The sequence below is a fragment of the Longirhabdus pacifica genome, assembly GCF_004115085.1.
Classification (GTDB): Bacteria; Bacillota; Bacilli; order Paenibacillales; family DSM-105158; genus Longirhabdus; species Longirhabdus pacifica.
The window spans coordinates 52,501-64,113 of record NZ_QXJP01000016.1 but is presented as its reverse complement, the minus strand read 5'-3'; the positions used below and the strand labels follow the sequence as shown (position 1 = coordinate 64,113).

The 11,613-nt window shown below is 36.6% G+C and carries 12 protein-coding genes and 1 pseudogene; 9 read left to right on the top strand and 4 right to left on the bottom strand.

Going from position 1 to position 11,613, the window contains the following annotated elements:
- Positions 1-115: 115 nt before the first annotated feature.
- Positions 116-1,102 carry a sodium:calcium antiporter gene (locus D1Z92_RS12020; protein WP_128895921.1) on the top strand — a complete coding sequence of 329 codons (987 nt, stop codon included), beginning with the start codon at positions 116-118 and terminating at the stop codon, positions 1,100-1,102.
- A gap of 213 nt (positions 1,103-1,315) precedes the next feature.
- Here the strand turns inward: D1Z92_RS12020 and D1Z92_RS12015 are convergent, their stop codons facing one another.
- Positions 1,316-2,287 (bottom strand): ABC transporter substrate-binding protein, encoded by a 972-nt coding sequence (locus tag D1Z92_RS12015; protein ID WP_128895920.1) that lies wholly within the window; start codon positions 2,285-2,287, stop codon positions 1,316-1,318.
- Positions 2,288-2,610: 323 nt separating this feature from the next.
- On the opposite strand from D1Z92_RS12015, the gene D1Z92_RS12010 reads away from it, so the two are divergent.
- Positions 2,611-2,946 carry an antibiotic biosynthesis monooxygenase family protein gene (locus D1Z92_RS12010; protein WP_128895919.1) on the top strand — a complete coding sequence of 112 codons (336 nt, stop codon included), beginning with the start codon at positions 2,611-2,613 and terminating at the stop codon, positions 2,944-2,946.
- A 374-nt stretch (positions 2,947-3,320) separates the two neighbouring features.
- Positions 3,321-3,812 carry an NTTRR-F1 domain gene (locus D1Z92_RS12005; RefSeq protein WP_128895918.1) on the top strand — a complete coding sequence of 164 codons (492 nt, stop codon included), beginning with the start codon at positions 3,321-3,323 and terminating at the stop codon, positions 3,810-3,812.
- 187 nt (positions 3,813-3,999) lie between these two features.
- Here the strand turns inward: D1Z92_RS12005 and D1Z92_RS12000 are convergent, their stop codons facing one another.
- The gene (locus tag D1Z92_RS12000) at positions 4,000-5,196 is read right to left on the bottom strand and encodes an MFS transporter (protein WP_128895917.1); all 1,197 of its coding nucleotides are present in this window, start codon (positions 5,194-5,196) and stop codon (positions 4,000-4,002) included.
- A 393-nt stretch (positions 5,197-5,589) separates the two neighbouring features.
- Between D1Z92_RS12000 and D1Z92_RS11995 the strand changes: the two are divergent.
- Together D1Z92_RS11995 and D1Z92_RS17850 are read left to right on the top strand one after the other, a co-directional pair.
- Positions 5,590-5,889, top strand: a pseudogene (locus D1Z92_RS11995) (sigma-70 family RNA polymerase sigma factor); the annotation flags it as partial.
- 418 nt (positions 5,890-6,307) lie between these two features.
- Positions 6,308-6,394 (top strand): putative holin-like toxin, encoded by an 87-nt coding sequence (locus D1Z92_RS17850; protein ID WP_370741281.1) that lies wholly within the window; start codon positions 6,308-6,310, stop codon positions 6,392-6,394.
- A 181-nt stretch (positions 6,395-6,575) separates the two neighbouring features.
- Here the strand turns inward: D1Z92_RS17850 and D1Z92_RS11990 are convergent, their stop codons facing one another.
- A complete protein-coding gene (locus tag D1Z92_RS11990; protein ID WP_128895916.1) occupies positions 6,576-8,033 on the bottom strand; it encodes a Kelch repeat-containing protein in 1,458 nt (485 codons plus the stop codon).
- A 227-nt stretch (positions 8,034-8,260) separates the two neighbouring features.
- Between D1Z92_RS11990 and D1Z92_RS17845 the strand changes: the two genes are divergently transcribed.
- The 3 genes from D1Z92_RS17845 to D1Z92_RS17835 all read left to right on the top strand — a co-directional run bounded on the left by D1Z92_RS17845 (position 8,261) and on the right by D1Z92_RS17835 (position 8,974).
- A complete protein-coding gene (locus D1Z92_RS17845) occupies positions 8,261-8,347 on the top strand; it encodes a putative holin-like toxin (protein ID WP_370741282.1) in 87 nt (28 codons plus the stop codon).
- 228 nt (positions 8,348-8,575) lie between these two features.
- Positions 8,576-8,662, top strand: coding sequence for a putative holin-like toxin (locus D1Z92_RS17840; RefSeq protein WP_370741281.1), 87 nt, complete (start codon positions 8,576-8,578; stop codon positions 8,660-8,662).
- 225 nt (positions 8,663-8,887) lie between these two features.
- Complete coding sequence (locus tag D1Z92_RS17835) at positions 8,888-8,974, top strand: putative holin-like toxin (RefSeq protein ID WP_370741279.1); 87 nt, start codon at positions 8,888-8,890, stop codon at positions 8,972-8,974.
- A 233-nt stretch (positions 8,975-9,207) separates the two neighbouring features.
- On the opposite strand, the gene D1Z92_RS11985 is transcribed toward D1Z92_RS17835, so the two are convergent.
- Positions 9,208-10,800, bottom strand: coding sequence for a Kelch repeat-containing protein (locus D1Z92_RS11985; RefSeq protein WP_128895915.1), 1,593 nt, complete (start codon positions 10,798-10,800; stop codon positions 9,208-9,210).
- A gap of 228 nt (positions 10,801-11,028) precedes the next feature.
- Here D1Z92_RS11985 and D1Z92_RS17830 point away from each other — a divergent pair, with 228 nt between their 5' ends.
- The gene (locus tag D1Z92_RS17830) at positions 11,029-11,115 is read left to right on the top strand and encodes a putative holin-like toxin (RefSeq protein WP_370741278.1); all 87 of its coding nucleotides are present in this window, start codon (positions 11,029-11,031) and stop codon (positions 11,113-11,115) included.
- Positions 11,116-11,613 lie beyond the last annotated feature (498 nt).

Sequence of the window (11,613 nt, the reverse complement as noted above, 5' to 3'; positions counted from 1 at the left end):
GATGGATAAACCCTCTATATGTGTGAAGTTTTATAACAACATAGCAATGGATATCGATAAATTGGGTAATAATAAGGTGAACGAAAGTAAGGATACGATCTAAGGGGGAGCTCATTTGCTGTATTTTATATTTCTTATCGCAGCGATCTGTACTGTGTTTTTAGCTATTCAATTATCAAAATACGTCAATGTAATTGGGGAAAAATCTACTTTGCATGCTGGAATATTAGGTTTGTTGCTAGGTGGAGCCACCTCTTTGCCAGAAATAACAACAAGTGTCACGTCCGTCGTTATCGATAGTCCAGATATCGCAGTAGGTAATGTATTAGGTAGTAACTTATTCAATATTTTAATTTTAGCTGTAGTCGATATGGTATATCGTCAAAAACGAATTTTCAATTATTCTACGAGACAAGACTTACATAGTAATGTGATGGTTATCGTTTTATCTTCTTTCATCAGTGTATTTTTATATTTTCAATTTCCTTATCAGGTATTGGGTGTAGGGATAGACACGATTGCGCTTATTGCCGTGTATGTTATTGGGATCAAACTCATATCACGAAGTGAGCTGCCAATAGAAGAAGTGAAGGGATTCTCATCATCGGACAATGAACATACTTCACCATTAACGTTGAAGCAAGCGGTGAGTCGTTTTATTATCGCAGCTGTATTCATTTTGGTTTTCGGAACGATATTAACGGTATCAGCAGATAAAATTGCTTCCCTTACGGGCATTGATGCTTCGTTTATCGGTTCCTTTTTAGTAGCGGCGAGCACGAGTTTACCAGAAGCAGCAGCTGTGGTGGCAGCGGTTAGACTTGCTAATCATAACTTAGCCATATCTTCTATCCTCGGTAGTAACACATTCAATATTACGATTTTGATGCTTACAGACGTGTTATATCGTAAAGGGAACTTGCTAACAGGTGCTAGCTTTATTCATTTGTATACCGTAATAGGAACGATCGTACTGAGTTTTATTATGATGTATGCGCTTCGCAGAAAGCGGGATGTCAATACGTTTACGTATGTATTGCCGAGTGCACTCATTGTCTTAAGCTACTTTATTATCAGTTACTTGGTATATTTACAATCATAAGTTGATGTACAGTTATGTACAGTCTTAATGATGTACAATTTTAAGTTTATGCACAATCGTAAGAACAGAGAGGTAAAGGCAACATGTCTTGATTGTTGCAAAGACACAAGGACAACCTGTTATGAGGTTGAAATGCAGAGTGATGATGAGAGGAAACATGAAAAATAGAGAGGCACGCATGGTGTCCTCTCTATTTTTTATACATAAATGAGTTTATTGCGCTGTAAAAAGTCTTTCAATATCTTCTAACATGAGCGTAGCAGCTTTAACACCACCCGCTGTGTTCCAGATAATATCATCGACTTTGTGCGCATTACCTTCTTTCACAGCGTTTAAGTTTAGCCATAATGGATCATTGGTCCATTCTTCTTCCACTTCTGGAGAGTAGGAGAAGTAGAATAGCTTATCTGCATCCATCTCAGGGATGAACTCTTTATCCACTTCTACTGCAAAATTGCCCATTTTGTTATCTGGAGTAAATAATTTTTCTTGATGCGCTGCACGTTGAAAGCCTACTTCACCAAGCACAACGCCAGAAAAAGAATCGGTGTAATAAATACGAGTTGGACGAGTGCTGAAGCGTATAACGGAAACTTCCTGATTGACTTTGCCGCCAAGCGTTTCTTGTAATGCCTTGACTTTGTCGTCGTATTCAACCATGACTTCTTGTCCTTTTTCACTTACACGCAATGCTCTTGCATAAAATTCAAAGTTCTCTTTCCAGTCCCCTGATAAATTTTCAGCAAAAATAGTTGGTGCAATAATTTTTAATTGGTCATAAATAGCTTCTTGTCGACCTTTATTCCCTATAATTAAATCAGGTTGAAGTTCGGCGATTTTTTTAATGTTGACTTCATGTTCATTGCCGACAACTTCAACGCCTTCCATTTCATCACTAATATGATCGTACCAAGGATCAGCATCCCAAGACATAACAGCACCGACAGGTTTCACTCCTAGTGCTAGTAATGCTTCTGTTCCTTCATTAGTTAAGATGACTACACGTTCTGGTGTTGCTGCTAGTTTCGTCGTTTCCATTGCATGTTCTATGGTGTATGTAGTCGTTTCTTCTTGTGTTGTTTTCACTTTTTCTTTTGTAGTCTCTTGATCTGAGTTGTTACAAGCCGCTAATAGAAAAAGGGATGCAACCGCAACAAGTATGAAAGACCCCCATCTTTTTTTCATCTCTGTGCTGTTCCTCCTAAGCAGTGTAAGTATAAATGATGTTGATATTCATATCGCAACTATACTTATATTAGGAGAAGATATAATGACTGTCAATCATTAAATTGAAAATAATTATCATTATCATTGACTATAGTTTTTATATCTCATAAACTAGTACTTGAATAATATCATGGCAGATTAATAGCATTCATTACACTACTAAAATGGACTAAGACATGACGAGTAAAGTATTAGATTTGAAAAACATATCCAAGTTAATGGTTGTTATCATTATTCTCATCTGCAACTTAATTAAAAACTACTAGGAGGATACATTACATATGTTTATTCAAAAAAAGACCATCATTTTAGAAGAAGGACATGCAGAAAAAACGGTGGAACGATTCGCTGGAGAAGGCATTATTGAAGAGCAACCAGGCTTTTTAGATTTGAGTGTATTGAAGAAAAAACAACGAAGAGGAAATGAAGAAGTTATCATTATGATCCGTTGGGAATCGGAAAGTGATTGGAAAGCTTGGGAAACGAGTGATGTACATCTTGCAGGACATCGCGCAAGTAGAGGAAAACCATCACCGTCTTTTATCATCGAAAGCAAGCAAGAGGTGTATGAAGTTATAGGGCAAAAACAATATAGAAAGCCTGTAGATAGTAAATGAATGAACTAGCTACTTTAATTGTTTTTTTCATGTGATACCTGATCAGTTGCTTAGTAAAGATAATGCAATATCATTGGCAAACGAAATCCTTTTATATAAATACGACAGTTCAGTGGCAAGGGATTTGCTAAAAAAATATAACGTTAATATTTAAATACGAGTTGTCCTTCCCTCAAAACATAACTCAACGGGCTATTTCTATTGAGAAGAAAAGGGTCATTTCCCTTGTAGTTGAATTTATACCTTGTATGTTGTAATTGCTGTGTTCATTGTACAACTAGTACAAAAAAGTCATTAAAGCACAGAGGTACAAGAAAAATTCATATTACAACATACGATATAGTACGTCTGTTTTACGGGGGGAGGTAGAATGAATGGCTTTAGTACAAGTTAATATGGTTAAAAATGGAGATTTTGAAAGTGGCACTTTGGAAGGCTGGGTATCGCAACATGTCATGTTAGAAACTTCGAGACATCTTACTGGAGCATGGAGTGCTTTATTTATGGGGCAACAAAATTCATATTTGACGCAAGTAATGCCATGGAATGGGGAGCTGACAGCAGAGCTAACTTTTTCAGCTACGGCCATGCCGAACGAAGCTTTTACTAATACGCCGCAACTTTCGTTCGCGTTATCTTTTCTAGATCAAGATAAACAATTTTTATCTCTAGGGTTTAGTAAGTTCGTGGGAGAAGATCAATTGCCAATCGGAAATTTGAATAACTATAAAAATTTCTATGCTGTTTCAACTGTGTCGCCTCCAGAAACGAGGTACGCTGTGTTAAACATTAATAGTATTGCTAATGAAGCTTGCTTGGATGTACTGGCAGATGACATACAGCTTGTGCAAGTAAGACAGGTGTGATGTTGTAGTATTTGTAATATGCAATGAAATGGCTAGATAAATAGAATGGCGAATCTTATGTTGTGATTTTATTACAGCCGTTTATTGACAGTATGTTAGAAAATAGGAATAAGTAAAACGCGCTATATTTCAATGTATAGCGCGTTCATTTTATATTTGTGCTTATTCGTTAGAGTTGGTTGCATATCTACGTTTCAAGCTTGATGTTGCGGTTCAGAAAGGACATGCTAGTGAAAACGATCAACACAGATGCCAAGTAGGCAAATCCAATAAAAATGCTACAGTGGGATGACAAGTAACCGAAAGGGATACCGATGATGATGATGGCAATATGCTGCATGATGGAAAAGGCAGATTCAATGGATGCTCTATATGCGTCTAAAGCATGCTCATGTAAATAACTGTAGAACATAGGTTTAATCACAGCAAAAGTTAAATATAGCAGTGTAAGTGCAGTAATGACATACCAAAAAGGAATAATAACAAGTAGCGATACGCACAACGTACTAATGAAAAGCATCCATACGATAGATGCATGAAGTCCTAGTTTTACTCTGATGGAGTATGAAATGATGCTGCCAATGATAACGGCAATGGCACATAATACACTTACGATGCCATAAAAGGAAACAGGGAAGTGGATAGCATCCAAATACAATTGCCAAAATTCATCTAAATATGTGAATATACTGCCGCTAAAGATACCCATGACCAGCATGTAACGTATATGTTTCTTTGTCAGTAAAAAAGTAAAGATATTCTTCCACATCTCCCATGTAAATGGATTGCGTTGTATGGCTTCATCCCTTTTTATTTCACGAAGACATATGGCCAAAAGCAGTGCAATAACTAAACTGATAAGCGAAATCCAGTACGTCGTTACATATGCATATGTTGTGGCAATGATGGCACCTAGTAATGCGCTTATCATAGAAGAAGCGTATTTTACTGCTTGCATACGTCCGAGTGTTTTTTCAAAATGATGATTCCCACCTGCTGCTTTACAAGAGTCGTATAGTAATGCATGTTGGGCACCACTTTGAAAAGCTTCACCAACTGCTGCAAGAGCTACAGCGAAAGCAAAATGCCAGAAATGTTGTGCAAAAATAAGAATGAATAGTTCTGTTAAGGTGCATATCGCATCGATAATGATTGCATTTTTCCTTGCAAATCGGTCTGCAAACCATCCTGATGGTAATTCTGCCACGAGTACAATAAAGCCGTAAATGAGTTGTATCCACACTACTTCTTGGATGGATATACCTCTGCTTTCCCAAAAAAGTCGTTCAATCACATACGCCAGTATAAAGCTATGAAAAAACTGATAACCGTATAATATATACACATTTGCTTGAGCGCGTCGCATTGTTTTTGTATGATTCAAGTGTTGATCCTCCTTTTAAATGAACTTGTGATTGTTCATCTAAAGGAGGGGAATTAGCCGTGTAATAAATGATGGGCTAAGGTCTACCGCGAATTAAAGGCACAGCACATTCTCCTTTCTCATGTTTATTTTCTGAATATTTCCTTTATTTATATGATATGATCTGTACCATCATTAGTCTATTAGCTTTCATAGTTCGTCAATTTTGTATTTTTTTTGCAAACAGGCACGGTTAGGTATTCGCCTACATACAATGTAAAAGTTGCTCTGAAAAGAAAAGTTTGTTGTATTTGTGTTGTAAAAGCAGGGGTATAAAAAGACTTGCTATTCCCTTTTAGGAGGTGCTGTGTGCCTGGTCTTATTACAAGTATCGTTATATTTGTAAAAGAGTTCATGCTGCTTGTATCGTATGTGAAAAATAATGTGTTCCCGCAACCTTTGACGCAAACCGAGGAAGTAAAGCATTTAGAGTTGATGGGGCAAGGTAATATGCAATCAAGAAATGTATTGATAGAACATAATTTACGCTTAGTTGCTCACATTGTTAAAAAATTCGATAATACGGGAGAGGATACAGAAGACCTCATATCGATTGGAACGATTGGTTTAATTAAAGCAATTGAAAGTTTTCAGCCTAACAAAGGTACAAAACTAGCTACGTTTGCAGCACGCTGTATTGAAAATGAGATTCTAAAGTCAGGAGTGGTGTAATGGAAAGATGAATTAATCTTTTCATTACCCGTATAATAGAATGGCTCCTCAAGGGTTAGTCGGCTCACTTCCACTCTCAAAGAGGGAGTTGATGCATATGGACACTTATCAAGTTATAACGTTAATGATTGCTTTGGGGTCATTGATCGTGATGATAATGTCCGATAGACGCAAATAGACTGCCCTTGAGTTCGCAGATCAGGCAGTCTACACAGTAATCTATGAGCCGATCCCCTTACGGAGATCACCTGTTGTACTGACCGTGGGTGTTACCATCACCTGCGGTCTTTTTATTATCATATCATGTTGACGAGTATATTATACCATAAACTGATAATTGTGTTAATATGAACATGTACAACATCAACTGAGTGGGAAGGCTCCCTCCTATAAGGAGGTGATGCCTATGCATATTTCCTTCGGTGAAGTAATAGCGTTTGGATTGTTTATTCTTGCGTTGTTAACTTACATCGAAAACAGGAAATAACCCACTTGACAGCTAAATCATCGTGGGTTATTTCTTAGACAAAATTGTTTTAAACACAATAGGAGGGAAATTCCCACATAGTGTTGTATAGGGAGTCGGCTGCAACCGACTCCTTTTTATTATCGTATCATGTTGATGAGCATATTATACCATATATTTAAACTGTAGAGTAGGGAAGCTGCTATTTAGCTTCATATTCCCTGACTTCAAACAACTCGATCATATCATGTACCACATAATCTGTACGGCTAATATCGCTACCTAAGTTGTAGTCCTTCTCAAACTGATAGAAAAGTGATGACTTACTTTCATACCATGTCATGAATTGATTTACTTCGCTCATACTGACATCGTATTCTTTCAATAATCCACTATTCAGTATAATCGTTAGAATAGCACGGTTATTATTATCATCTGCTTGCGGTGTTGCGCTTGCTTCGTTAGAATATGCGCTTTCACCGTTTTCATTCACTGCGGTTACCACGTAATAGTATGTTGTGCCGTTTGTAAGTGGGCTATCTACATATGATGTACTGTATACGTTTGTTGCTACAGATGTGTATGGACCACCAGAAGTAAGGGAACGGTAGACGTTGTAGGTGTCTGCTTCTGTTACCTCGGTCCAGTTTAACGTTACTTTAGCATTACCACCAGTTGCTGTTAGGTTTAGGGGTGCGTCTACCTCACTTTCTGGAGTGTAAATTTCTACTGTGTTTAGTTCAGTCGTATTACTAAGACCACCTAATACATAAATTTTATTATTTAATATTACTGAACCAGCGTGACTTCTTCCAGTTATCATTTTTTCTTTAGTTTCCCAACTATTTGAATTAGGATCATAAACCTCTACAGTGTCTAACCTCATATCTTCATTTAACTCATCATAATTATGCCCACCAATAACATATATTTTGTTTTTCAAAACTACTGAAGTAGTCATACTGCGTTTAGTTGGCATAGGACTTTTAGTTGTCCATGAGTCTGTATCGGGACTATACTCTTCAATAATATTTAAATAACCTGAATCACTAAACCCCCCAAAAGCATAAATTTTGCTTTGAGAAACTGCCACATCTAATAAACGTCTTTCAGTGGGCATTGAATTCATAGTTTCCCAATCATCTGTATATGGATCATACATTTCTACTGTCGTTAAGTTTTTGCTATTTTGACTATAACCACCTATAACATAAATATTACCATTTATTTCTTCTACTCCAGGGCTATGTCTTTTAGTTGGCATAGGACTTTTAGTTGTCCATGAGTCTGTATCAGGATCATACATTTCAACAACATCTAATCGATTAAGATTTTTGTCTTGTCCACCTATAGCGTAGATTTTTCCGTTAACTACAGCAGTACCAAAAATAAGTCTACTAGTTGGCATAGGACTTTTAGTTGTCCATGTGTTTGTTTCAGGGTTATACATCTCCACAGTATTCAGATGACCTATATCAGAAGAATAACCCCCAATAACATATATTTTCCCATTTACTTCAGCGACACCATGACCATATCTAGCAGTAGTCATCGGTGTCCCGGTCTCCCACGTACCACCGCTATCAGCAGCAAACATCGCCACAGGAACAATCGTAAAAACCATTGCCATCATCAGTAACAAACTAAATAATTTCTTCATATTTCTCCACCTTTTTAGTATTTTATGTAATTCGAATACTAGATTACAACGAACGAGATGGTATGTCCATGATAATTATGCATAATATGTTTAATTATTAATATTATGTAATTTATTTATCTCGCTTACTTAATTTATATCGTCTAAGTATAGGAAAAGAAAAAGAACAACTTTAAAGTTGTTCTTGAGGGTTAGTCGGCTCACTTCCACTCTCAAAGAGGTAGGTGATGCATATGGACACTTATCAAGTTATAACGTTAATGATTGCTTTCGGGTCATTGATCGTAATGATAATGTCCGATAGACGCAAATAGACTGCCCTTGAGTTCGCAGCTCAGGCAGTCTACAGTTTGATCAATTTATGAGCCGATCCCTTTTTGGAGATCATCAGTTGTACTGACCGTGGGTGTTAGCAGCACCTGCGGTCTTTTTATTATCGTATCATGTTGACGAGTATATTATACCATAAACTGATAATTGTGTTAATATGAACATGTACAACATCAATTTGAGTGGGAAGGCTCCCTCCATATAAGGAGGTGATGCCTATGCATATTTCCTTCGGTGAAGTCATAGCGTTCGGATTGTTTATTCTTGCGTTGTTAACTTACATCGAAAACAGGAAATAACCCACTCATCCATCCAAAGAGAAGTGGGTTATTTCTATAACTTTCAATTTAAAACATCATGGAGGGAATTCCCACACAAATGTTGTACAGGGAGTCGGCTGCAACCGACTCCTTTTTATTATGGTATCATGTTGACGAGTATATTATACCATAAACTGATAATTGTGTTAATATGAACATGTACAACATCAACTGAGTGGGAAGGCTCCCTCCTATAAGGAGGTGATGCCTATGCATATTTCCTTCGGTGAAGTAATAGCGTTTGGATTGTTTATTCTTGCGTTGTTAACTTACATCGAGAAAAAGAAATAACCCACTCAAATGGTTTTCACAGACCGAGTGGGTTATTTCGCAACATAAATTATTTTTAACATCTTGGAGGGAATTCCCACACAAGTGTTGTACAGGGAACCAGTTACAGCTGGTTCCTTTTTATTATCGTATCATGTTGATGCTTAAATTATACCTACGAATGTGAGTACTTTATTTAGCATTTGATGAGTTAATTATACCACATATATTTAAATTGCATAGTGGAGAAGATGTTATTTAGCAACATACTCCCTAACTTCGAACAACTCAATCATATCATTTACGACATAATCTGTACGGCTGACATCGCTACCTAAGTTATAATCTTTTTCGAACTTGTAAAATAGAGATGATTTATTTTCGTACCATGTCATGAATTGATTTACTTCGCTCATACTGACATCGTACTCTTTCAATAATCCACTATTTAGTATAATCGTTAGAATAGCACGGTTATTATTATCATCTGCTTGCGGTGTTGCGCTTGCTTCGTTAGAATATGCGCTTTCACCGTTTTCATTCACTGCGGTTACCACGTAATAGTATGTTGTGCCGTTTGTAAGTGGGCTATCTACATATGATGTACCATATACGTTTGTTGCTACTGAAGTATATAGACCACCAGAAGTTAGAGAGCGGTAGACGTTGTAGGTGTCTGCGTCTGTTACCTCGTTCCAATTTAGTGTTACTTTAGCGTCGCCACCTGTTGCTGTTAGGTTTAGTGGTGCATTAATGTTAATATCACTTGGGGTATACATTTCCACACTAGATAAATAATCGTTTCCAACACCAACACCTCCTATAACATATAGCTTTCCATTAATTATTTCATTTTCAAGCAATAATCTACCCGTTTGCATGTTCGCTTTTGTTGTCCATGTGTCTGTTACAGGATCGTACATTTCTACACTGGACAAAATCTTAATTTGATTAGTTAAACCTCCAATGATATATACTTTTCCATTTACAACTTCACTTGCAAGAAAATCTCTACCTGTTTGCATGTTTGATTTTGTTGTCCATGCATCTGTAACAGGATCGTACATTTCTACACTATTCAACCCACCACTGCCGTCATTACCGCCAAAAACATATATTTTTCCATCAATCACTTCACTTGTATGCCTTGCTCTTTTTTTAGTCATACTTGCTTTTGTTGCCCATGCATCCATAACTGGATCGTAGATTTCTACACTCACTTCATATCCGACATTAGAGCTGAAACCAGCAAAAACATATACTTTGCCATCAATCACTTCACTTGTATGATCGTTTCTTCTAGTTTCCATACTCTCTTTTGTTGTCCATGTGTTTGTTACAGGATCGTACATTTCTACACTGCTTACACTATCACTGCCGTCATAACCGCCAAAAACATACACTTTGTCATCAATCACTTCACTTGTATGACTATGTCTTGCTGTTGTCATGATAGTTTTTTCTGTCCAAGTATCTGTAATTGGATCATACATCTCAACACTGGATAAACTTTCACTAGCTTCATTTTGACCCCCAAAAACATATACTTTGCCATCAATCACTTCACTTGTATGGTTTATTCTTATAGTTGGCATATCTGCTTTTGTTGTCCAAGTATCTGTTACAGGATCGTACATCTCTACATTGGATATAATTTTATTAGCTTCATTCTTACCCCCAAAAACATACATTTTTTCATCTACGACTTCACTTGTAAAATAACTGCGTTCATTATTCATATAAGCTTTTGTCACCCAAGTATCACCACCATCAGCCCCAAATGCCGCCATAGGAACAATCGTAAATACCATTGCCATCATCAATAACAAACTGAATAATTTCTTCATTTTTCTACCACCTCGTTAGTATTTTATGTAATTCGAATACTAGATTACAACGAACAAGATGGTATGTCCATGATAATTATTCATAATATGTTTAATTATAAATATTATGTAATTTATTAATCTCAACTACTTAATTTATATCGGTTAAGTTTGGGTAAAGAAAAAGAACAACTTTATAGTTGTTCTTAATGGTTAGTCGGCTCACTTCCACTCTCAAAGAGGGAGGTGATGCCTATGCATATTTCCTTCGGTGAAGTCATAGCGTTTGGATTGTTTATTCTTGCGTTGTTAACTTACATCGATAACAGGAAATAACCCACTCGGTTCGGCAAAATCAACGTGGGTTATTTCCAAAAGCATAACTTGATTTAAACATCATGGAGGGAATTCCCACACAAATGTTATACAGGGAGTCGGCTGCACCCGACTCCTTTTTATTATCGTATCATGTTGATGAGCATATTATACCATATATTTAAACTGTAGAGTAGGGAAGCTGCTACTTAGCAACATACTCCCTAACTTCAAACAACTCCATCATATCATGTACTACATAATCTCTACGACTGACATCACTAATTAATATGTAAGTTGGTTCATTGAGTCATTACTTAAAACGTGATCTAAGTATATAGATGCCCATAGTAAGAAAGAAAATGGAAACAACAATAAAAATTAAATCTTTAGATAAAATAGCTACTAACAGTGCAAAAGAACCAAAAGATATAAAGATAACATCGAAAATGATATTTTTCCACAAAATGTTACAGTACCTCCTTTATGGTTAACCCATCCTGAAACATACCAATATTT

Coding starts and splice junctions, on each gene's coding strand:
- D1Z92_RS11985 (WP_128895915.1), bottom strand. CDS start 10,800: ATGAAGAAATTATTCAGTTTGTTATTGATGATGGCAATGGTATTTACG.
- D1Z92_RS17830 (WP_370741278.1), top strand. CDS start 11,029: ATGCCTATGCATATTTCCTTCGGTGAAGTCATAGCGTTTGGATTGTTT.
- D1Z92_RS17850 (WP_370741281.1), top strand. CDS start 6,308: ATGCCTATGCATATTTCCTTCGGTGAAGTAATAGCGTTTGGATTGTTT.
- D1Z92_RS17840 (WP_370741281.1), top strand. CDS start 8,576: ATGCCTATGCATATTTCCTTCGGTGAAGTCATAGCGTTCGGATTGTTT.
- D1Z92_RS11990 (WP_128895916.1), bottom strand. CDS start 8,033: ATGAAGAAATTATTTAGTTTGTTACTGATGATGGCAATGGTTTTTACG.
- D1Z92_RS17835 (WP_370741279.1), top strand. CDS start 8,888: ATGCCTATGCATATTTCCTTCGGTGAAGTAATAGCGTTTGGATTGTTT.
- D1Z92_RS17845 (WP_370741282.1), top strand. CDS start 8,261: ATGCATATGGACACTTATCAAGTTATAACGTTAATGATTGCTTTCGGG.
- D1Z92_RS12015 (WP_128895920.1), bottom strand. CDS start 2,287: ATGAAAAAAAGATGGGGGTCTTTCATACTTGTTGCGGTTGCATCCCTT.
- D1Z92_RS12010 (WP_128895919.1), top strand. CDS start 2,611: ATGTTTATTCAAAAAAAGACCATCATTTTAGAAGAAGGACATGCAGAA.
- D1Z92_RS12005 (WP_128895918.1), top strand. CDS start 3,321: ATGGCTTTAGTACAAGTTAATATGGTTAAAAATGGAGATTTTGAAAGT.